Here is a 21,570-nt window from a genome sequence, read left to right as displayed (position 1 = left end):
TTTTTTCTAACCGCAAAGTTCAAAAAGAAAGCGGATTTTGGATTTAAATAGGATGCAAAAATAAGTAAAATCTATTTAAAAAGGTAGAAGTGGGAAGCTAGAAGTGGGAAGTTTCATTTGTTGCTATTTATTGTTTTTTATCTGGCATATGTAATTTGCATATCATCATTGGTGTTTGCGACCAATTATCAGTTATGCTCATTTTATATTTCAATTTTAAAATTAAAATCTAAAATCCCTACCTTTGCAAAAAATTTTCTCAACTTAATCTGTTTATAGCATGCAACTGTACAACACCTTAAGCGCAGAAGAGCGAGCCCACTTGATTGATGAGGCAGGAAAACAGCGACTCACGTTGTCTTTCTATGCTTATGCGCATTTACAAAACCCAACCGAGTTCCGAAATGAATTATTTCTTGCTTGGAATCCTCTCGATGTTTTAGGCCGAATTTATGTTGCCAATGAAGGAATCAACGCCCAGTTATCACTTCCGGCAGATCATTTTTATGCGTTCAAAGACACCATAGAAAAGTACGATTTCATGAAAGGCATTCGGCTGAATATCGCCGTTGAACACGATGACTATTCTTTTTTGAAACTCACCATAAAAGTCCGCGACAAAATTGTTGCCGATGGATTGGTAGACGAAACTTTTGATGTGACCAATATTGGAATCCACTTAAAAGCTAAGGAATTCAACGAATTACTAGAAGACCCGAATACGATTGTGGTCGATATGCGGAATCATTATGAAAGTGAAATTGGTCATTTTACCAATGCCATAAAACCCGATGTGGACACTTTTAGAGAAAGTTTGCCCATTATCGAAAACCAACTATCGGAACACAAACATGACAAAAACCTTTTGATGTATTGCACCGGCGGCATTCGATGCGAAAAAGCCAGCGCTTATTTCAAACACAAAGGTTTCGAAAACGTCTATCAACTCGAAGGCGGAATAATTGAATACACACGACAAGTCAAAGCCGAAGGTTTAGAAAGCAAATTCATAGGCAAAAATTTTGTTTTCGATCACCGCTTGGGCGAAAGAATTACCGATGATATTGTGTCGCAATGCCATCAATGCGGAAAACCTTGTGATGTGCATACGAATTGTGCGAACGAAGGTTGTCACCTGCTTTTTATCCAATGCGAAGAATGCAAAACCGCTATGGAAAACTGTTGTTCATCGGAATGTAAGGAAGTCATTCATCTTTCGGAAGAGGAACAAAAGGAGATTCGTAGAGGTATTAAAAACGGAAATAAAATTTTCAAAAAAGGAAAATCTGATGTTTTAACTTTTAAAAAATAAATTATTATGTTCCCACGGTTGAAACCGTGGGCAATGAAAAAACTAAAGAAGAATTTCACTAAAACCATAACCCACGGTTTCAACCGTGGGAAACTAACAAAGAAAACACATGCCAAACTCGTATAATAAAATATGGATTCATGCCATTTGGGCAACAAAATTTAGAAATGAATTGATTGATTTTTCAATTGAAAAACAGGTTTATAGTTATATTCGTGAGGAATTAATTGAACTTGGATGTCCGGTTAGAATAGTTAATGGAATGCCAGATCATGTTCATGCTTTATTTTTATTAAACCCACAAAAAGCTATTACAGATGTTATTAAACAGGTTAAAGGAAGCTCTTCTCATTCTATAAATGGAGAAAACCTAATTCTTGAAAAATTTGCTTGGCAAACTGGTTTTGCTGCTTTTTCGGTCAGTGAATCTCAACTGGAAACGGTCTATAATTATATTAAAAATCAAACTCGTTGGGTGAAATTATTAAATTTTTAGAAATAGTAAAATTGAAACGCATAGAATCATAGAAAAAAGAGTTGGATAGCCCAGTTCTTGGGTTCACATAGCTATGATTTACTAAAATCAAGCGAAGCGTCTTAATAAAATTAATAAAAAACTATGATTCTATGTGTTTAAAAAAAATTAAATTGAATTACACCCAACGGGTTAAAAATCAAAAAAAACATCATTTAAACAAAAATGGTCAAGAGGAATATGATGAGTTTGTAAAATTACACGGATTATCTTGATTAATTTTTTGCTTAATTTTTCCAGATTAAAACTTTGGACAATGGTAAAAACAAATATATCATTCAATCAAAACCATAACCCAAGGCTTCAGCTTTGGTAAGCAGAAAGAACAACAAACATAACCCACGGTTTCAACCGTGGGAGATAGACATAATAAAAATTAATATGACAACAACTAATAAAATAGAATTAATGGCTCCGGCCGGAAACTTCGAATCGCTTCAGGCAGCCATCGATAATAATGCGGATTCGGTTTATTTTGGTGTAGAGCAACTGAATATGCGCGCTAGAGCAACGGTAAATTTCACTATGGATGATTTAAAAGAAATAGCCCGTCGTTGCGAAGCCAAAAAAATAAGAACGTATCTAACTTTAAATACCATCATTTATGACCACGATTTATCGGTTGTAAAAACCTTATTGGCCAAAGCCAAAGAGGCAAACATTACTGCCGTTATCGCTTCAGACCAAGCTGTGATTGCGATGGCGAGGGGCATTGGAATGGAAGTCCACATTTCGACGCAGTTGAATATCACCAATATCGAAACCATAAAATTCTACAGTTTATTTGCTGACACTATGGTTTTGAGTCGCGAATTAAGTCTGCGACAAGTAAAAAAAATCACGGAACAAATCGAAAAAGAACAAATTAAAGGACCAAACGGAAAATTAGTAGAAATCGAAATTTTCGGTCACGGCGCGCTGTGTATGGCGGTTTCCGGAAAGTGTTATTTGAGTTTACATTCGGATAATTCCTCGGCCAATCGTGGGGCTTGCAAACAAAATTGCCGCAAGAAATACACACTTACGGACCAGGAAACGGGTTTCGAAATTGAAGTGGACAACGAATATTTGTTGTCGCCAAAAGATTTATGCACCCTAGATTTCCTTGATCAAGTGATCGATTCTGGCATTCAAGTGTTGAAAATCGAAGGTCGTGGTCGCGCCCCAGAATATGTAGCAACAGTCATCAAAACCTATCGTGAAGCCATTGATAGTTATTACGAAGGCAGCTTTTCGAAAGAAAAAGTGGCGGTTTGGATGGAAGCTTTGGGTACGGTTTACAATCGTGGTTTTTGGTCAGGCTACTATTTAGGGCAAGAATTGGGCGAATGGAGCGATGTTTCGGGTTCGATGGCCACTCAGAAAAAAGTTTATGTGGGAAAAGGAACCCATTACTTCCCAAAAGCCGAAATTGGACAATTCAAAATTGAGGCTTATGACATTCAAATTGGAGATAAAATATTAGTAACTGGACCAAGTACGGGAGCTCAAGAAATGATTATCGAAGAAATGTATGTCAATGATATTGCAGCTGACAAAGCTACCAAAGGTGATGATTGTACGTTCAAATTGCCTTTCAGAATTAGAATGTCGGACAAATTATATAAAATAGTAGAAGCCTAATGGTTATAGTAACGCTTCAAAGAGCCAAATGCATTGGCTGCAATTATTGTGTAGAAATGGCTCCTGTTCAATTTCAAATGTCCAAAAAAGACGGGAAATCAGTTTTGATTAAAAGCGTCAATGCTAAAGGTTTTTTTACACTCAAATCGCCCGATCATTCCATAGCCGAAAGTTGTGAACTGGCCGCCAAAGCTTGCCCTGTCAAAATAATTTCTGTGAAGGAAACATAGGTATTTCTTTGATAGTCAATTGTAACGATTGAATTTATTAGCAAAATTAATTCTGGTTTTGATTGAAAATGTGTTGCTAAAACTGTACCTTTGAGTAGTACAAGTTGCAGCAATCTATTTCAATTATGTCGAAAATTAGTGCTCATAGTTGTAGAATTCTCTGTTTTATCACAATATTTTTATTGTGTTTGTCGTCTTTTGTTGCCTTTGCGCAATCTACGGAGAAACAAATTATACGGGTCGAAAAAATGGAATATGCTTTCAATCCAAACCTGATTGTAAACTATATTGACTTTGCTCCCATTTATACCTCCCGCGTTGTTTTGGCTAATGATTCTGTAGTGGCTGAAAAAATGAGGCTCAGTGTGCTTTCGGCCCTAAACAATCGATGGAATTCAACAGTTCTAAATCCTAAATGGGATCTGAATGCAGGATTTTTATTCAATAAACCGCCACGATTTAAATCAAAATTGCGAAAAGGAATTCCCGGAAGTTGGCATTTATTCTTGCAAGTTATTGACAACGGTCCTTATCCAATAGACGATGAACATTTCAAACCATTTCAAACTTTTCCTCTTCTAGAAACTTTAGACAAAGCCCCATATCATTTAAAAATCAAAGCCGTTATTTACGATGGTTCAAATGAGGCAGTTCTTTTTTCGAATGAAATGACGGTCAATTTGAAAAGAACAAAAATTCCGGTCGGACAAGTTTTGATCCAAAAAGTTCCCGCACTTACTGATTCTTTTTTACAAGCTTTTGATACTGCTATACAACAATTTTTTGCAGCAACTGAAACTCCATCAAAGACCTTAACACTTGATATTACTCCAGCTTGCTTGTTTTTAGGGGTTGACAAAACATTGGCCAAAGCCCAAAAATTAAACTTCGTTTCCAAAAACGATTCGGTTATCGAACAAATTCAATTGAAAAAAGAATGGGTGATGCTGAAGAATCATACGGTGCAAACGGGTCGGAAAAATAATTTTGAAAGCAATTTATTCAATTCTTCACTTACTCTTTTGACCGGCTTGGAGACCGATAAAATTAGAGAACGCGAATATCAAACTATTTTTGGGTTTACTGATTTGAAGGATAGTATTTCCTATTATTGTACTATTCCGTTTATAGAATCGGTCCGAGAAGAAAAATCACGTGAAGTTAGCAGGGATGATAATGGGCACAAAAGTTATACTACTTATTTGAATGGAAACAGAACAGTTACTCGAGTTGTTGACTCTAAAAGAACTCATTTTTTAGTGCGTGACCAAGACACCATAGGTAGTTTTAGGTTTATTTCCGGAAACGGTTCCAATTTCAAAAATACTATTCCCCAATGTTGGGATGGTAAAAAAGAATCTACAATAACTGATATTCCAAAATCGTGGTTTGCGATGATTTCAAACCAAAATAGTTATCCAAATCCGTATATTTTAGAAGGCGAAATCTATAAAACCCCGTTTAGAATTGAAAAATGTCTGGCGGGAAATCAAATAAACATTCAAATCAATAATCAAGACATTGCCAGCCTAAAAATTTACAATAACCTACCCGTTTTGGGTTTGTTATATGTTCCCATAGCAGACGAAAAAGTATTTTCGGTTGTATTAATGTTTTCGTCGCTGCCATTTGGTTCCTTAAACTAAAAGCATTCCTCAAGACAAAACAATGGCCTTTACATATTTGACTATCATACATTATTAGTCAATAATCAACACTTTTTTTAAATAAATAACAATTTTAATCAAAATTGTTATGATTTTGTTTTCAATATCTTGCTAACTAAATTTTTTTTATTAAGTTTACATAACTAATTAAAAAATTTAACTAACTATGAAGAAAAAGTATTTATTACTACTACTGTTTTTTGCTGGAATCCTTACAGGTTTTTCGCAAGACATAACAGTAAAGGGTAAAGTATCTGACCCGAGTGGCAATGCGTTACCGGGAGTTAATGTTCTTATAAAAGGAACAAAAAATGGTTCCTCAACAGGAGGTGATGGAACCTACTCCATCAAAGCTCCAAAAGGAGCTATCTTAGAGTTTTCATTCATTGGTTTTGACACCAAAGATGTGAAAATTTCTGGACCTTCAATGAATATTGTTTTGAACGAAGGTTCACAAACCTTAAAAGAGGTTACTGTAACTGGATCATTGGGTATTAAACGAAGTAAAAGCTCTTTAGGATATGCAGAACAAACTGTGGCCGGTAAAGATATCGAGCAAACTCAGCGTCCCAACTTCATTAATTCCTTACAAGGTCGTGTGGCTGGTTTATCAGTTGTATCTACTTCTGGAGCGCCAGGAGCATCAGCTGCTGTAACTCTACGTGGTGTAGGATCTTTGAGTGGAAACAACTCCCCGCTATATATAGTAGACGGTTTGCCAGTTTCAAATCAAACGTTGAACCAAGGATTGTTGATATCTGATCAGCCTAACCGTAACCAAGATTACACCAATCGTGGTGCCGACATTAATCCAGACGATATCGAATCTGTTACTGTACTAAAAGGACCAGAAGCAGCGGCATTGTACGGAATTGAAGCAGGAAATGGGGCTATTATCATCACCACCAAAAAAGGAAAAGCAGGAGTTGGCTCGGTTGAATTTTCGTCCAACACCCGTATAGAACAAGTATATCGTTTTGCTGATACACAAACGGTTTACCAAAGAGGGACAAATGGTTTGAATTCAACGGTTAATACTCAATCATTCGGTGAGCGTTACGCGCCTGGAACTAAATTATACGACAATGTTTCTAATTTCTTTGAAACCGGTATTGCACATCAAAACAACCTAACTTTTACAGGCGGTACGGAAGCTTTAACTTATCGTTTGTCTGTTGCAGATTTAAAACAAACAGGAGTTGTACCCACAACGGCTTACGATCGTTTGAACATTACATTAAACGGATCGGCCAAAATAGGTAAAAAGTTCAAGTCAGATGCTAACTTTTTATACTCAAAGTCAACCAACATTAAAGCCTCAAAAGGAGGTGGGAGTTTCTTAAACAGTTTATATTTGTGGCCAGCAAATGACGATGCAAGAAATTATTTGCAAGCTGATGGCGTAACTAGAAGAAGAATTACAGATTTATCAGTTTCTACTGAAATTGACAACCCCTACTGGGAGGTGTTCAAAAATCCTGCCGAAGACAGAACCAATCGTATGGTTTCTAACATTGGCTTGGTTTATGACCCTGCTTCTTGGTTAAGTATTACAGGTAGAGCTGGTTGGGACGTTACTGCTCAAGAAGGATTTAGAGCAACACATCCTCAATCAAATGCTGGATTATCTACTGGTGGTTTTATAGAAAATTATGTTTCGAACACCACTAATACGAATACTAATATTTTTGCACAAGCACGAAAATCATTCGGAAAATTTAGCACAAAATTAATAGTAGGTAATGCCATCAATTACAATTATCAAACTGTAAATTCGACTTCAGGGTCTAAATTTTTAGAGCAAGATTTCTTGTCAATTAACATCACTGATCCAACAACACAACGTTCTCAGCAACGAATCATTCGTAAGAAAGTGATTGGTTTCTATGGCGAGGCTACTGTTGATTATGACAAAATATTGGCCTTGACCTTGACAGGACGTAAAGACTGGACATCTACTTTGCCTTATGGCGATAATGATTTCTTTTATCCTTCGGCATCCTTAGCATTTAATTTTGCCAATATTGGCTCATTGCGCGAAAGCGATTGGCTAACAGTTGGAAAATTACGAGCCTCTTATGCTCAAGTTGGTAAAGATGCTTCAGCTTATGACATTCTATCTAATTTTCAGCCGCAACTAACTACTGGAGCAGGTTTTGCTTACGGTGTAACTGGTGCTAATGCAGATTTAAAGCCCGAATTCAAAAAATCATACGAGATTGGAACCGAGCTTAAGTTTTTCAAAAACCGTTTGGGCTTAGATGTTGCTGTTTATCGTCAAGAAACCGAAGATCAAATTATTCGTAACTTGCGCTTAAGCTACGGTACAGGTTTTGTGGTACAATCGTTTAACTTCGGTACAACTCGAGTTGAAGGCCTTGAGGCCACTCTTACCGCTATTCCTATTCAGACAGATAATTTTGATTGGAATATGATGCTTAACTTTACCAAAACTGATAGCGAATTGTTGAGTTTGCCATCAACCTTACCTGAATATTATGTGTCTGATACTTGGCTATATTCCAATGTGAGAGCCGGCGCAAGAGTTGGCAGTCCTCTGACCACGCTAACAGGAGATAATTATTTGTTTAACAATGCAGGTCAACCGCTAATTTCTGGTGCTAATGGAATGCCTTTAGAAAATAATAATTGGCCCGTTATTGGAGACAGAAATCCTGATTTTGTAATTGGCTTCCAAAATACCTTTAATTATAAAGAGTTTAGTTTAAGCTTCCTATTAGATATTCGAAAAGGTGGAGATGTTTATAATGGAACTGAATTGTTACTTTATTCTAACGGTCTTTCGACTAGAACATTGGATAGAGAAACCCCAAGAGTGCTAAATGGCATCGTTAGAGATGGTTTAGAAAATTCAGCGACACCAACTCAGAACAACATTCAAGTAACTCCTTATTACCAACAAGACTATTATACTACAAACTTTGTTGACGCAGATTTTATCGAAAAAGATGTCAACTGGTTGCGCTGTAGAGATATTACTTTATCCTACCGATTGCCAAGTAGATTTTTTGCAAAAAGTACGTTCTTCAGATCTATTGGAATTAACTTTACAGTAACAGATGCCTTTATGGTTACCAATTACACAGGAGCAGATCCAGCAGTAAACGGTCTTAACGCATCGACAGGTGGTGCCGGTGGTGCCGGTATGGACTATGGTGTGCTTTCGACGCCAAGAGGATTTAACTTTAATATGAAATTTGGATTCTAAAATATAGATTATGAAAAGAACAATGAAAATAAAAACATTATTAGTAGCTGCGGGCTTTGCTTGCGCTGCCATAAGTTGTGATGACATCACTGATTTAAATGTCAACCCGAGTTTTCCTACGGAAGTATCTCCTGTTAGTTTAATTGCTCCAATTCAGCAGCAGATGGCTAGAGGAATTCAATTTGATTCTCGATATTTAGGAAGTTACACACAGTACCATTCCGTTTCAACTGCAGGAAATGTTTGGGATAGATTAGGTTATTCACAAAACACGGATGCAGGTGGAGAGATTTGGAGAATGACCTATTTTGCTATGGGACTCAACATCACTCGTTTGCAAGAAGGAGCGATAGAAGCACAGCGTTATGACATTTTAGGCGCTTCGAAAGCTATGCGCGCTTGGTCGTGGCAAGTTACAACCGACTACCACGGTGATTTATTGAAGTTTGACCAAGTATTTACCCAACGTTTAACTTTCGACTATGATAACCAAGAAACCGCTTATGCCGAAGTGCAAAAAGTGTGTGCCGATGCTCTCGCAGATTTAGCTCGCACAGATGGCGGCGTAAATGCCTCTTACATGGCACAAGGCGATAAAGTGTACTCAGGCGATCGTTCTAAATGGATTAAGTTCGTCAATGGGATATTAGCTAGAAATGCAAATAATATTTCTAATAAATCGACTTATAACCCTGACAAAGTTATCGGATTCGTAGACAAGGCCATGGCAAGTTCTGCGGACGATTTCGTTATTAAATTCAATGGAAATATTACTGATGATTCGAACTTTTATGGACCATTGCGCAACAACTGGTCAAGTTTCCGTCAAACAGATTTTATTGTGAGAGCAATGGATGGAAGCATTTTTACAGGGGCAATTGACCCTAGAATGGCTAGAGTACTTGCGCCATCAGTGGGTTCGTCTGAAACAGCTCCAGCTAGTGCTGCAAATCCTGATCCTACAAAATACACTTACAATGGCAATCCTCTAAACACGCTTGCAGCTACCACTGGAACATCCAGAATCCCTAATTTATGGGGTACTTACTCTGTAGGGCTTTCTACTGATATTGGACGTTATTTATTCCGTAACAATGTAGATTTCCCGATAATGACTTACGTCGAAATGCAATTTATTAAAGCAGAAGCCCAATTCCGAAAAGGAGATAAAGCCGCTGCGCTTATTACCTATAAAAATGCTGTTTCAAACAGTATCGATTTTGTAAATAAATATACTATTGCAAGAACTACATTCCCAATTACTACTGCGATTTCTGCAGCTGAAAAAGCAGCTTTTTTAGCGAATGTAAATTTGATTCCAACAGATAATACAAAATTGACTCTTAGTATGATTATGATGCAAAAATATGTAGCATTGTACGGTTTTGGTTATTTAGAAACTTGGACTGATATGCGTAAAGCACGATATGGTACTGATATTTATCCAACATTAAATACCGTTCCTAATCCTGCCAATGGTGGTTTGTTCTTGGACAACAATGGTAAATTACCATACAGAGTTCGTCCACGATATAATTCAGAATACGTTTGGAATTTTGGCGCACTTCAAGCTATCGGAGGAGATAAAATTGATTACCATACTGTAGAAATGTGGTTCATGCAACCCTAATTAGTGTAATTCTTAAAAAAAAGTAAATGAAAAATAAATTTATAAAATTAACAAGAGCACTTTTACCTGCTTTGGTAGGTATTGCATTATTATCTTGTGATGATGAGCACGTGTTTCAACAATTAGAACAACCTGTAGCTGAAAATGCTGCAAGTGTAAAGTTTATTCACACCGCAGTTGGACCAGCAGGAACCAATTTTACCATAAATTACTTCGGTAATGATAATGTAAAATACACTCCGGTGGCTATTTCGACTGGTTTGCCAGTAGGTTTTGGTATTGGGGGTACATTCCCAGCATCAATTAATTACAGCTCTGTATTGGCAGGAAATCAAAAAATGAAAGTGGTTATCCCTGCGACTACTACAGTTCCTGAAAGTCTATTATTGACTCAGGATTTGAACTTAGAGGCGGGAAAACGCTATTCTAACTTTTTAGTTGGCTTTCCAACGTATACCAATTATACCATTGCAGATGATTTTAGTGTAGCATCAAATTCTACCTTATGCTATGTTCGTTTCATCAACGCAATTACCAATACACCCACTGCTGGATATGATCTTGTTGTTACTAAAACTGTACCTGCAACATCTACAACTCCTTCGGTTGTAAAGGAGGTCGCAAAATTTAGCAATATTGGTTATTTGGCTGGAAGCACTGCATTTATAGCAATGGAACCGAACTTGCAAACTGAATCAATTGCTTATGCAGTTCAATTGCGCACAGCGGGGACTACAACTGTAATTGCCTCAACGACAATTACCCCAAGAAGTAGTAGAATATATACTTTTTTCTCTAGAGGCTTCGTAGGAGGCTTATCTGCCGGAGCACCAAGCACGACAGTTAATGTTCCAGCGATTACTTTTTACACGAATAGATAATATTGTTTTGGTTAAGTACTTAAAGCCATCTTAGTTTTCTAAGATGGTTTTTTGTTTTAAATTTTTTAAACTTTTCAAGAATTCAACCTATTTCAAATCCTTGTTACCCCAGTTTGGTGGGATAAATAACACTTAAAATGTATTTCTTCAAACCTCTATTTCCGTAAAAAGAAATGGAGGTTTTTTGTTTTCGAAAACTTGAAAATCTAAAACTAAAAAAATACTATCTTTACAAACTTAAACGTTTAAGAACTTAAATTGCGCCCGTCGCAATACGACATATAAAATTATGGCATGTACAAGTTGTTCAACTTCTGATGGAGGCGCTCCAAAGGGTTGTAAAAATAATGGGACCTGCGGCACCGATAGCTGCAACAAATTAACGGTTTTCGACTGGCTTTCTAATATGAGTTTGCCCAACGGAGAAACCCCTTTTGACTGTGTGGAAGTTCGTTTTAAAAACGGAAGAAAAGAATTTTTTCGCAATACCGAAAAGCTAACTTTAAGCATGGGCGACATTGTCGCAACCGAAGCCTCTCCGGGCCACGACATAGGAATTGTGACCCTAACAGGCGAATTGGTTCGAATTCAAATGAAGAAAAAAGGTGTAAATCATAGCAGTACCGATATTCCTAAAGTCTATCGTAAAGCATCCCAACGGGACATCGATATTTGGTCAGCAGCACGTGATAAAGAAGAGCCGATGAAGGTTCGTGCTCGTGAGTTGGCCATAGCCCAAAAACTTGAAATGAAAATTTCTGATATCGAATTTCAAGGCGATGGATCCAAAGCGACGTTTTATTACACAGCCAATGACAGAGTCGATTTTAGACTTTTAATCAAAGACTTTGCAAAAGAATTCAGCACCAGAGTCGAAATGAAACAAGTTGGTTTGCGTCAAGAAGCGGCTCGTTTGGGCGGAATTGGGTCTTGCGGTCGAGAACTGTGTTGTTCCACTTGGCTCACTGATTTTAGAAGCGTAAACACCTCGGCAGCGCGTTACCAACAATTGTCTCTAAACCCTCAAAAACTGGCTGGACAATGCGGTAAATTAAAATGTTGTTTGAATTACGAACTCGACACTTATATGGATGCTCTAAAAGGGTTTCCAGACTTTGACACCAAATTAATCACCGAAAAAGGAGACGCAGTTTGTCAAAAACAGGATATTTTCAAAGGCTTGATGTGGTTTGCTTACACCAATGATTTTGCCAATTGGCACGTTTTAAAAATTGATCAGGTCAAAGAGATTATAGCCGAAAACAAACTTAAAAATAAAGTGGCTTCGCTCGAAGATTTTGCCATTGTAATGGTTCAAGAACCCGAAAAACACTTTAATAACGCCATGGGTCAAGAAAGTTTAACCCGTTTTGACCAACCTAAGAAAAAGAAAAAGCCGAATAAAAAACGCAAAAACGGGGATAATGCTATTGTTGCCAACTCCACCAATGAGGCCAATACAAAGAATGGCGCCAACAATAATGCGAATAGGAACAACAATAACAGACCCAATAATAACAAACAAAATCATAATAATAACAGGCCAAACAACAACACAAAACAGAACAATCCGAGTGAGAAAAAACCTGTTGTTGCCAGAAAACCTATAATTATTACTAAAAATGAGAATAAGGAATAGTGCCGTACTAGTTTTAGTTGTAATTCTCTTTTTTTCCTGCGACAAAAAAAGAGTTTTCGACGAATATAAATCCGTGGGAACAGCTTGGCACAAGGACAGTGTCGTAAGTTTCGATTTACCCCAATTAGATTCGACTAAACGATACAATCTTTTTGTAACTTTGAGAGACAACAACGACTACAAGTTCAACAATCTCTTTTTGATCGTGGGCTTAGAATTGCCCAACGGCTTTACAAAAGTAGACACACTGGAATATCAAATGGCCAATCCAGACGGTTCGCTAATGGGAGATGGTTTTTCAGACATCAAAGAAAATAAACTTTTTTTCAAAGAAAAAGTACGATTTAGAGGAAAATACAAAGTAAATATCAAACAAGCGGTTCGCGAAAACGGAAAAGTTCCCGGTGTAACAGCTTTGGAGGGTATTACAGAAGTTGGTTTTAGAATAGAAAATATAGAATAAGAAGGTATTATGGCTAGTCAAAAAAACAATATTCAAACAAAAAAAGTAGAAAAAGACATCAACTACTACAAAAATAAATTCTGGAAAATCTTCTTTTATGGACTAGGAGGATTGTTATTATTTTTCCTTTTTGCCTCTTGGGGACTTTTCGGATCTATGCCTTCATTCGAAGATTTAGAAAACCCGGATTCTAATTTAGCCACTGAAATTATCTCTTCAGATGGAGTCATTTTAGGTAAATATTTCGAAAAAAATCGCTCTCAATTAAAATATTCCGACTTGCCCAAAAACCTCGTTGATGCGCTAGTTGCAACCGAAGATGTGCGTTTTTACGAACATTCAGGTATCGATGGCAGAGGAACTCTAAGAGCTGTTTTTAGCCTGGGAACAAGCGGAGGAGCATCGACTTTGACCCAACAATTGGCCAAACAATTATTCCACGGTGAGGGCTCCAAGTTCCTTCCTTTTAGGATGGTCCAAAAAATCAAGGAATGGATTATTGCCATTCGATTGGAAAGACAATACACTAAAAACGAAATCATTGCGATGTATTGCAATGTCTATGATTTCGGTAATTATTCGGTAGGAGTAAGTTCAGCTGCACAAACTTATTTTTCAAAAGCTCCCAAAGATTTAACCATAGACGAATCGGCAATCTTGGTTGGAATGTTCAAAAACTCCGGTTTATACAATCCGGTTAGAAATCCGCAAGGTGTGAAAAACCGTAGAAATGTAGTGCTATCTCAAATGGAAAAGGTTGGAATTATTTCCGAAGATCAAAAGCTTAAACTACAAGCTTTGCCCATCACTCTACGTTTCAAATTAGAAAGTCACCGCGAAGGAACCGCAACCTATTTCCGAGAATATTTGCGCGATTATATGAAAAAATGGGGAGAGGAAAACAAAAAAGCCGATGGGTCCGATTATAACATTTACAAAGACGGTCTAAAAATATACACTACCATAGATTCCAGAATGCAATTGCACGCCGAAGAAGCCGTTGAAAAACACATGGCAAACCTACAAGAACAATTTTTTGAAGAAGCCAAAACCAACAAAAATGCTCCTTTTGTAAATATTTCGCAGGCAGAAACCGACCGAATTATGAAACAAGCCATGAAGGCTTCCTATCGTTGGACAGTAATGGCTGAAATGGATAAATCCGAGGAAGAAATCATCGCCTCTTTCAGTCAAAAAACCAAAATGAAAGTATTCACTTGGAAAGGAGAAAGAGACACCATAATGACGCCTTTAGATTCTATTCGATACTACAAACACTTTCTACAATCGGGTTTAATGGCGATGGAACCGCAAACCGGAAACATCAAAGCTTGGGTGGGCGGTATCAATTACAAATATTTCCAATACGATCACGTAGGACAAGGCGCGAGACAAGTAGGCTCCACATTCAAACCTTTCGTTTATGCCACAGCCATCGAACAATTGGGAATGTCACCTTGCGATACGATTCTCGACGGCCCATTTATGATTCGAAAAGGACGCCACCACGTAACCGAAGATTGGGAACCAAGAAACTCCAACAACAGTTACCGCGGAATGGTGACTTTGAAACAAGGATTGGCCAACTCCATCAACACCATTTCAGCAAAATTGATAGACAAAACAGGTCCAGAAGCCGTTATCGAATTGACACACAAATTGGGTGTAAAATCTCAAATTCCGGCGCAACCTTCGATCGCCTTAGGAGCAGTTGACATCACCGTCGAAGATATGGTGGCAGCCTACGGAACCTTTGCCAATCAAGGGGTGTATGTAAAACCGCAATTCATTTCACGTATTGAAGACAAAAGCGGTGTAATCATCTACGAACCCATTCCAGAATCGCACGATGTATTGAACAAAGACATTGCTTTTGCGGTAATCAAATTGCTCGAAGGAGTAACCGAAAGTGGTTCAGGAGCAAGATTACGTACGCAGGGTGGCGGAAGCGGCGACAATCGCTGGACAGGTTATCCGTATATGTTTACCAATCCAATTGCGGGTAAAACCGGAACCACTCAAAACCAATCCGATGGTTGGTTTATGGGAATGGTACCCAACCTAGTTACCGGAGTTTGGGTAGGTTGCGAAGACCGTTCGGCACGCTTCAAAAGCCTTACTTATGGTCAAGGAGCAACAGCCGCACTCCCGATTTGGGCCTATTTTATGAAAAAATGCTATGAAGACGAAAACCTCAAAGTGTCCAAAGAGCCCTTCGATAGACCTGCCAATCTTTCGATAAAAGTGGATTGTTACACCCGACGCGCCGTTGTGAAAGATACGACAGCCGTAGAAGAAGAAACAGAGGAATTCGAAATGTAACAGTCATTGCGAGGAACGAGGCAATCTCACTGGTTTTTGATTTGTTTAATAAGGAGCTATTTCCTGCTCTTCGTTACAATCTTATGTGCCGAACACCGGCACATAAGGATTTACACTGCTATCAGGGCTAGGGCATTTGTTTTCAAAACATAAACTAAAATATTAATGAAAAGAATAGTTTCTATTTGGATTCTTTTGATGAGTTTAACGATGACTTGTCAAACAAAAAACAGTCCGGAAAAAGAAACTCTTGTTCCTGAATTCAGCAAAATTCTAGACAGTTTAAAAGTTAAAGGAGCCGTATTAATCTACGATTTTTCAAAAAAAACCTATTATTCCAATGATTTTTCTTGGGCAAAAAAGGGTAATATTCCAGCATCAACATTTAAAATTCCCAATTCTATTATTGCGCTTGAAACAGGCGTTATAAAAAATGATTCCGCTATTTTTAAATGGAATGGAGAACAAAGATGGAATAAAAAATGGGAACAAGACTTAACGTTCAAAGAAGCATTTCAATTTTCTTGCGTGCCTTGTTATCAGGAAGTGGCACGAAAAATTGGTGTCGAAAGAATGAAAACCTATCTTAAGAAAATCAATTATAAAGAAATGATTTTTGATAGTTCAACCATCGACAATTTTTGGCTAGAAGGTGAATCTAAAATAACGCAAACCCAACAAATTCAGTTCCTAAAAAGATTCTATTTTTCAGAATTACCTATTTCAAAAAGAACAGAATCAATAGTAAAAAACATACTATTAATCGAGAAAACCGATGCTTATACCTTAAGCGGCAAAACAGGTTTATCCGTAAAAAACGAATGGTATAATGGTTGGTTCGTTGGTTATTTTGAGGCAAAAAACAAGGTTTATTTCTTTGCTACCAACCTTGAACCCATCAAAAAGGAAGCCTATAACGACGAATTTCTATCAGCTAGAATTATGGCGACGAAAACAGCTTTCAAAACCCTTAAAAATTTGAAATAAAATGCTTTTAATTGTTTAAATTAGTAACCAATTATGATCAACAAGAAAGTAAATAACGTTCAAGAAGCACTCCAAGGAATCGAAAACGGAATGACCCTTATGCTGGGCGGTTTCGGTTTATGTGGTATTCCCGAAAACTCCATTGCTGAACTCGTCAAAAAAGAAACCACCAATCTTACCTGTATTTCCAACAATGCGGGAGTCGATGATTTTGGTCTTGGACTGCTTTTGCAAAAACGTCAAATCAAAAAAATGATTTCTTCCTACGTTGGCGAAAATGCCGAATTCGAACGCCAAATGTTGACCGGTGAACTCGAAGTAGAACTCATTCCACAAGGAACTTTAGCCGAAAGATGTCGTGCTGCCCAAACCGGAATTCCTGCTTTTTTCACTCCCGCAGGTTTCGGAACCGAAGTCGCCATTGGCAAAGAAACCCGAGAATTCAACGGAAAAATGCACATAATGGAATTGGCTTTCAAAGCCGATTTCGCCATTGTAAAAGCTTGGAAAGGCGACACCGCAGGAAATCTAATTTTCAAAGGAACCGCCCGAAATTTCAATCCCTGTATGGCAGGTGCCGCAAAAATCACCATCGCCGAAGTCGAAGAATTAGTTGAAGCCGGAATGCTAGACCCCAACCAAATTCACATTCCCGGAATATTCGTGCAACGCATCTTTCAAGGCGAAAAATACGAGAAGAGGATTGAGAAAAGGACAGTGAGGGAAAAGTAGACTTCAGTTTTTAGTAATCAGTTCAATAAAAAGAAAAAAGTAAATTACAAATGAAAGAATACAACATAATACTTTTAATTCTTATACTTGCTTTTATTGGTTGTAAAAACGATAACGTTTCTAAAAAGAGCAAAACAGTTGAAGTAAAATCTAAGCCTATAAAAATTGATCAAAAAAACACTTTTACTGAGTTTTCTCAGAAAGATTATTCTTTAGTATTTCAATATTCTGCCGAGGAAGTTAATCAAGTAGTAGGAATAAATATTCTTGATAAAAAAACTATTAAATTTCATTTGGTGACTGAAACGCTTCCTTGTGATAAAGAATATTGGGGCATTGCAGAAAATAAAAATTGGAATCGTGATGGTGAAATTGATGAAGATGAAGATGATGGGTATTTTGTGGATGAGTACTTTAAAGAAGAAAAAGAATATCTTGTTGGAATTAGATTAGCTACCGATTTGAGTAAAGTAAAAATCAAATATGTCCAAAAAGACAGTTTAGAAACAGACTGTTTACCGATTGCAGGAATTATTATGAAAAGGATAAAATGAATATTATTTTTATTACAAAAACTTTAATGACCTTAAACCCCTCATATGGTTCTATAAAAATCTACGGTTCAGTTTGAAAAGAAAACTTATATGACTTATATGTTTCAAAAAACAAAACTATGCTAACAAAAGAAGACATCGCCAAACGCATCGCCCAAGAAGTCAAAGATAAATACTTTGTTAACCTCGGTATTGGTATTCCAACTTTAGTAGCCAACTATATCCCAAAAGGAATTGAGGTCGAATTTCAAAGTGAAAACGGCGTTCTCGGAATGGGACCTTTCCCTTTTGAAGGCGAGGAAGACGCTGACTTAATCAACGCCGGAAAGCAAACCATCACCACCTTAAAAGGTGCTTCTTTCTTCGATTCTGCAATGAGTTTCGGAATGATTCGTGGGCAACACGTCGATTTGACGATTCTTGGTGCGATGGAAGTAGCCGAAAACGGCGATATTGCCAACTGGAAAATCCCCGGAAAAATGGTCAAGGGAATGGGCGGCGCGATGGATTTAGTCGCTTCTGCCGAAAATATTATCGTGGCTATGATGCACGTGAACAAAGCGGGAGAAAGCAAAATCCTCAAAAAGTGTACTTTGCCTTTAACAGGCGTTGGTTGCGTAAAAAAGGTCGTAACCGAGTTAGCCGTTCTCGAAGTAACTCCAAATGGTTTTAAGCTCTTAGAACGCGCGCCAGGCATTTCTGTAGCCCACATCATCGCCTCTACTGAAGCTGATTTAATCATCGAAGGCGAAATTCCGGAAATGGTGATTGATTAATTTTTTTCTAACTTTACAATAATTAAAACTTCGCTTAATAGTCAAATTATGAAACGTTTTTTTAAAATAGTACTGCTCGCTATTGTATTGCAAAGTTTTCAATGTTCGGATTCGAATGAAGCCGACGATTCCATCACTGCTTCACAATTAGAAACCAAAAAACAGGAGATTCAAAATTACATCAACAGTTTTAGTTGTTCCGAATCTTTGGGTTGCGGATTTATTGCTTTTGGCTCAAAACCGTGCGGAGGCCCTTTGTCCTATTTGGTTTTTCCCAATAGTGTCAACCTGCCTAAACTGCAAGAAATGGTAAAAGCTTACAATGAAATGAACCGCCTTTATAATATACAAACTAATGCTGTGTCAGATTGTATGGTTGTTGCTCCTCCAACCGAAGTCAAATGTGTCAATGGCGTTTGCACCATTATCAAGTAAAAACTATAGTTTATAAACACTCAAAAGACAGGTTTAGTCGTGTTTTTTTGTGTTAGCTATCGGAAACTTCGAGAAAAACTTTACACCCTTTTTCGTTAGACCTAAACAGTTTTTCTTACTTTTGGCACTATGAGAGGAATAAAAATTATTTTTTGGATACTGTGGCGGATTTGGTTTTATGTCTTGATGGCGATTCCTATTTTGGTGATGTTTCCTTTTTTAGTCTTGTCCATTTTGACCGAAAGCGGCTATCCCTACTTCTTCAAAATGGCGCGAATTTGGGCAAGAATTATTCTTTTTGGCATGGGATTTTATTACAAAATTGAACGAGAACAGGAATTGGAAAAAGACACAAGTTATATGCTCATTGCCAACCACACTTCGATGACCGACATTATGTTGATGCTCGCTACGGTTAGAAAGCCTTTTGTTTTTGTGGGTAAAATGGAATTAGTTAAAATTCCCATTTTCGGGTTTTTCTACAAACGTACTTGTATTTTGGTGGATCGATCCAATTCCAAAAGCAAACACGGCGTTTTCGAAAGGGCTCAAAAACGAATTCTTCAAGGACTCAGTATTTGTATTTTTCCCGAAGGTGGCGTAACAGATAATAAGCATACGGTTTTGGATCCATTCAAAGACGGAGCTTTCCGATTGGCCATCGAACATCAATTGCCCATTGTTCCGATGACTTTTGGCGATAACAAGGAACGATTTTCTTTTAATTTTTTTAGCGGAAGCCCCGGTTTAATGAGAGTAAAAGTACATTCCTTTATCGAAACGGAAGGAAAAACATTGGTCGATAAGAATGACTTAAAAGAACAATCTTGGCAAATAATCCACAAACAATTATTGGTTTTTCAGAAGGAAACGTAAAAAAAAAAGAGTTCACCGCGGCGAAATCTTTTCTAATTTTAAGCATTATTTTCTTTGATCTTAGCCTTGATTTTTTCTTCTAATTCATCGGCTAATTCTGGATTGTCTTTGATTAAGGCTTTTACCGCATCGCGACCTTGTCCTAATTTGGTGTCACCATAACTGAACCAAGAACCCGCTTTTTTGATGATTTCAAATTCAACGGCCAAATCTAAGATTTCACCTGTTTTCGAAATTCCTTCGCCATACATAATATCAAATTCCGCAACTTTAAAAGGTGGAGCGACTTTGTTTTTCACCACTTTCACTTTGGTTCTGTTTCCAAGAACATTTTCACCATCTTTGATTTGTGTCGAACGACGAATATCCAATCGTACCGAAGCGTAAAACTTCAAGGCATTTCCACCCGTAGTTGTTTCAGGATTCCCGAACATTACGCCAATTTTCTCTCTCAACTGATTGATGAAGAAAACGGTACAATGTGTTTTGCTGATGGTTCCTGTCAGTTTTCTCAAGGCTTGTGACATCAAACGAGCGTGAAGGCCCATTTTAGAATCTCCCATTTCGCCTTCGATTTCACTTTTTGGTGTCAAAGCAGCCACCGAGTCAATCACGACAATATCAATTGCTCCAGAACGAATCAAGTTTTCGGCAATTTCCAAAGCTTGTTCCCCGTTGTCTGGTTGTGATATGATTAAATTTTCGATGTCAACGCCTAATTTTTCAGCATAATTTCTATCGAAAGCGTGTTCAGCATCTATGAAAGCGGCAATTCCTCCGGCTTTTTGAGCTTCGGCAATGGCGTGCAAAGTCAAAGTCGTTTTTCCCGAAGATTCTGGACCGTATATTTCGATGATTCTTCCTTTTGGATAGCCGCCTACTCCAAGGGCTAAATCGATTCCCAAAGATCCTGAAGAAATAGTTTCCACTTCTTCGATGGCTTTGTCGCCCATTTTCATTACGGTACCTTTTCCGTATGTTTTATCTAGTTTGTCAAGTGTAAGTTGTAGGGCTTTTAATTTGGCTTCTTTTTCTGAACTCATCGTTTCTCGTATTTAATTTTGTGCTTATCTTTTTGTAAAAATACTTCTTTTTTTGGAAGTGGCAAGGACTAATGTTAAACCAAAACCAAATCTTTTTTTCCTAATATTAATTTAGGCTTGTTAATTTTTAAAATCGATGATTTAATTTTTTCACTCTCTTTTTGTGGAATGGTTGTAAGGATTAAATCTTCTAATTTTATGCCGAATAATTTGTGAATTATGATTAAATCTTTGAGGTTAAAAGGATTGATTCCGTTGATTAATTCTGAAATATACGATTTACTATGTCCTAAAATTTGTCCTAAATCTTGTTGATTGATACCCAGTTCAGTCAGTTTTGATTTTATAATTTTTTTTCTGTTTGCCAAAAATTGTCTTTCCTGTTCGGCGATTAATTCGGCGGCGTCACTTTCTTGAATTTTTTTGTCTGTTATTTTGGAGTCCTTATTCCAAATGACTTTTTCGTATTCTTTAATTATCGCACGAAGTTGCGTTCTGCTTTGGGCCAATTCTGGGTTTTCTTTGGATAATACCCGTAATTTTCTTTCTATTATAAGCGCTTGCTCTAGTTCTAATTCGTTGGAAATAAACCCTTTTTGAAGTATTTTTTGGTAGGATTGTGTTTTCATAATTGTC

Annotated in this window: 18 protein-coding genes and 1 pseudogene; 17 read left to right on the top strand and 2 right to left on the bottom strand. The window is 37.4% G+C overall.

Features of this window, described 5'->3' with window-relative positions:
* Positions 1 to 280: 280 nt before the first annotated feature.
* From trhO to E1750_RS10620, 17 genes and pseudogenes are all read left to right on the top strand, one after another.
* A pseudogene (gene trhO, locus E1750_RS10705) lies at positions 281 to 1,306 on the top strand (oxygen-dependent tRNA uridine(34) hydroxylase TrhO); the annotation flags it as partial.
* Between the two features lie 115 nt (positions 1,307 to 1,421).
* Positions 1,422 to 1,808: an IS200/IS605 family transposase gene (tnpA, locus tag E1750_RS10700; RefSeq protein WP_133276770.1), complete on the top strand. Its 387-nt coding sequence runs from the start codon at positions 1,422 to 1,424 to the stop codon at positions 1,806 to 1,808.
* A gap of 420 nt (positions 1,809 to 2,228) precedes the next feature.
* On the top strand, positions 2,229 to 3,470 hold the full coding sequence (locus E1750_RS10690; RefSeq protein ID WP_133276769.1) for a peptidase U32 family protein: 1,242 nt from the start codon (positions 2,229 to 2,231) through the stop codon (positions 3,468 to 3,470).
* Complete coding sequence (locus tag E1750_RS10685) at positions 3,470 to 3,700, top strand: ferredoxin (protein ID WP_133276768.1); 231 nt, start codon at positions 3,470 to 3,472, stop codon at positions 3,698 to 3,700. Before E1750_RS10690 ends, E1750_RS10685 begins: the two co-directional genes overlap by 1 nt.
* A 248-nt stretch (positions 3,701 to 3,948) precedes the next feature.
* Complete coding sequence (locus E1750_RS10680; protein WP_133276767.1) at positions 3,949 to 5,346, top strand: hypothetical protein; 1,398 nt, start codon at positions 3,949 to 3,951, stop codon at positions 5,344 to 5,346.
* A gap of 187 nt (positions 5,347 to 5,533) precedes the next feature.
* Positions 5,534 to 8,596 carry a SusC/RagA family TonB-linked outer membrane protein gene (locus E1750_RS10675; protein WP_133276766.1) on the top strand — a complete coding sequence of 1,021 codons (3,063 nt, stop codon included), beginning with the start codon at positions 5,534 to 5,536 and terminating at the stop codon, positions 8,594 to 8,596.
* Between the two features lie 10 nt (positions 8,597 to 8,606).
* Positions 8,607 to 10,226: a SusD/RagB family nutrient-binding outer membrane lipoprotein gene (locus tag E1750_RS10670; protein ID WP_133276765.1), complete on the top strand. Its 1,620-nt coding sequence runs from the start codon at positions 8,607 to 8,609 to the stop codon at positions 10,224 to 10,226.
* Positions 10,227 to 10,252: 26 nt separating this feature from the next.
* Positions 10,253 to 11,107 (top strand): DUF4397 domain-containing protein, encoded by an 855-nt coding sequence (locus E1750_RS10665; RefSeq protein WP_133276764.1) that lies wholly within the window; start codon positions 10,253 to 10,255, stop codon positions 11,105 to 11,107.
* A 289-nt stretch (positions 11,108 to 11,396) separates the two neighbouring features.
* Complete coding sequence (locus E1750_RS10660) at positions 11,397 to 12,746, top strand: PSP1 domain-containing protein (protein WP_133276763.1); 1,350 nt, start codon at positions 11,397 to 11,399, stop codon at positions 12,744 to 12,746.
* A complete protein-coding gene (locus E1750_RS10655; protein WP_133276762.1) occupies positions 12,730 to 13,209 on the top strand; it encodes a gliding motility lipoprotein GldH in 480 nt (159 codons plus the stop codon). Before E1750_RS10660 ends, E1750_RS10655 begins: the two co-directional genes overlap by 17 nt.
* Before the next feature lie 9 nt (positions 13,210 to 13,218).
* On the top strand, positions 13,219 to 15,531 hold the full coding sequence (locus E1750_RS10650; RefSeq protein WP_133276761.1) for a penicillin-binding protein 1A: 2,313 nt from the start codon (positions 13,219 to 13,221) through the stop codon (positions 15,529 to 15,531).
* 165 nt (positions 15,532 to 15,696) lie between these two features.
* On the top strand, positions 15,697 to 16,518 hold the full coding sequence (gene blaOXA / locus E1750_RS10645; RefSeq protein WP_133276760.1) for a class D beta-lactamase: 822 nt from the start codon (positions 15,697 to 15,699) through the stop codon (positions 16,516 to 16,518).
* Positions 16,519 to 16,551: 33 nt separating this feature from the next.
* The gene (locus E1750_RS10640; protein WP_133276759.1) at positions 16,552 to 17,250 is read left to right on the top strand and encodes a CoA transferase subunit A; all 699 of its coding nucleotides are present in this window, start codon (positions 16,552 to 16,554) and stop codon (positions 17,248 to 17,250) included.
* A gap of 50 nt (positions 17,251 to 17,300) precedes the next feature.
* Positions 17,301 to 17,804 (top strand): hypothetical protein, encoded by a 504-nt coding sequence (locus tag E1750_RS10635; RefSeq protein WP_133276758.1) that lies wholly within the window; start codon positions 17,301 to 17,303, stop codon positions 17,802 to 17,804.
* Positions 17,805 to 17,923: 119 nt separating this feature from the next.
* On the top strand, positions 17,924 to 18,580 hold the full coding sequence (locus E1750_RS10630) for a CoA transferase subunit B (protein WP_133276757.1): 657 nt from the start codon (positions 17,924 to 17,926) through the stop codon (positions 18,578 to 18,580).
* A gap of 48 nt (positions 18,581 to 18,628) precedes the next feature.
* The gene (locus E1750_RS10625; protein ID WP_133276756.1) at positions 18,629 to 19,015 is read left to right on the top strand and encodes a hypothetical protein; all 387 of its coding nucleotides are present in this window, start codon (positions 18,629 to 18,631) and stop codon (positions 19,013 to 19,015) included.
* Positions 19,016 to 19,144: 129 nt separating this feature from the next.
* Positions 19,145 to 19,891, top strand: a complete 747-nt coding sequence (locus E1750_RS10620) for a lysophospholipid acyltransferase family protein (RefSeq protein WP_133276755.1) — start codon at positions 19,145 to 19,147, stop codon at positions 19,889 to 19,891.
* A gap of 38 nt (positions 19,892 to 19,929) precedes the next feature.
* On the opposite strand, the gene recA is transcribed toward E1750_RS10620, so the two are convergent.
* Complete coding sequence (gene recA, locus E1750_RS10615; protein ID WP_133276754.1) at positions 19,930 to 20,934, bottom strand: recombinase RecA; 1,005 nt, start codon at positions 20,932 to 20,934, stop codon at positions 19,930 to 19,932.
* A 74-nt stretch (positions 20,935 to 21,008) separates the two neighbouring features.
* Complete coding sequence (locus E1750_RS10610) at positions 21,009 to 21,563, bottom strand: helix-turn-helix domain-containing protein (RefSeq protein WP_133276753.1); 555 nt, start codon at positions 21,561 to 21,563, stop codon at positions 21,009 to 21,011.
* Positions 21,564 to 21,570: the final 7 nt, after the last annotated feature.

The organism is Flavobacterium nackdongense, from assembly GCF_004355225.1.
In the GTDB taxonomy this organism is placed as follows: Bacteria; Bacteroidota; Bacteroidia; order Flavobacteriales; family Flavobacteriaceae; genus Flavobacterium; species Flavobacterium nackdongense.
This window is presented reverse-complemented; position numbering and strand designations above follow the sequence as displayed.

Excerpts from the sequence above, each read along its gene's own strand:
- E1750_RS10690 (WP_133276769.1), top strand. The coding sequence starts at position 2,229 with ATGACAACAACTAATAAAATAGAATTAATGGCTCCGGCCGGAAACTTC.
- E1750_RS10660 (WP_133276763.1), top strand. The coding sequence starts at position 11,397 with ATGGCATGTACAAGTTGTTCAACTTCTGATGGAGGCGCTCCAAAGGGT.
- tnpA (WP_133276770.1), top strand. The coding sequence starts at position 1,422 with ATGCCAAACTCGTATAATAAAATATGGATTCATGCCATTTGGGCAACA.
- E1750_RS10610 (WP_133276753.1), bottom strand. The coding sequence starts at position 21,563 with ATGAAAACACAATCCTACCAAAAAATACTTCAAAAAGGGTTTATTTCC.
- recA (WP_133276754.1), bottom strand. The coding sequence starts at position 20,934 with ATGAGTTCAGAAAAAGAAGCCAAATTAAAAGCCCTACAACTTACACTT.
- E1750_RS10665 (WP_133276764.1), top strand. The coding sequence starts at position 10,253 with ATGAAAAATAAATTTATAAAATTAACAAGAGCACTTTTACCTGCTTTG.
- E1750_RS10675 (WP_133276766.1), top strand. The coding sequence starts at position 5,534 with ATGAAGAAAAAGTATTTATTACTACTACTGTTTTTTGCTGGAATCCTT.
- E1750_RS10670 (WP_133276765.1), top strand. The coding sequence starts at position 8,607 with ATGAAAAGAACAATGAAAATAAAAACATTATTAGTAGCTGCGGGCTTT.
- E1750_RS10650 (WP_133276761.1), top strand. The coding sequence starts at position 13,219 with ATGGCTAGTCAAAAAAACAATATTCAAACAAAAAAAGTAGAAAAAGAC.
- blaOXA (WP_133276760.1), top strand. The coding sequence starts at position 15,697 with ATGAAAAGAATAGTTTCTATTTGGATTCTTTTGATGAGTTTAACGATG.
- E1750_RS10640 (WP_133276759.1), top strand. The coding sequence starts at position 16,552 with ATGATCAACAAGAAAGTAAATAACGTTCAAGAAGCACTCCAAGGAATC.
- E1750_RS10655 (WP_133276762.1), top strand. The coding sequence starts at position 12,730 with ATGAGAATAAGGAATAGTGCCGTACTAGTTTTAGTTGTAATTCTCTTT.
- E1750_RS10625 (WP_133276756.1), top strand. The coding sequence starts at position 18,629 with ATGAAACGTTTTTTTAAAATAGTACTGCTCGCTATTGTATTGCAAAGT.
- E1750_RS10680 (WP_133276767.1), top strand. The coding sequence starts at position 3,949 with ATGGAATATGCTTTCAATCCAAACCTGATTGTAAACTATATTGACTTT.
- E1750_RS10635 (WP_133276758.1), top strand. The coding sequence starts at position 17,301 with ATGAAAGAATACAACATAATACTTTTAATTCTTATACTTGCTTTTATT.
- E1750_RS10685 (WP_133276768.1), top strand. The coding sequence starts at position 3,470 with ATGGTTATAGTAACGCTTCAAAGAGCCAAATGCATTGGCTGCAATTAT.
- E1750_RS10630 (WP_133276757.1), top strand. The coding sequence starts at position 17,924 with ATGCTAACAAAAGAAGACATCGCCAAACGCATCGCCCAAGAAGTCAAA.
- E1750_RS10620 (WP_133276755.1), top strand. The coding sequence starts at position 19,145 with ATGAGAGGAATAAAAATTATTTTTTGGATACTGTGGCGGATTTGGTTT.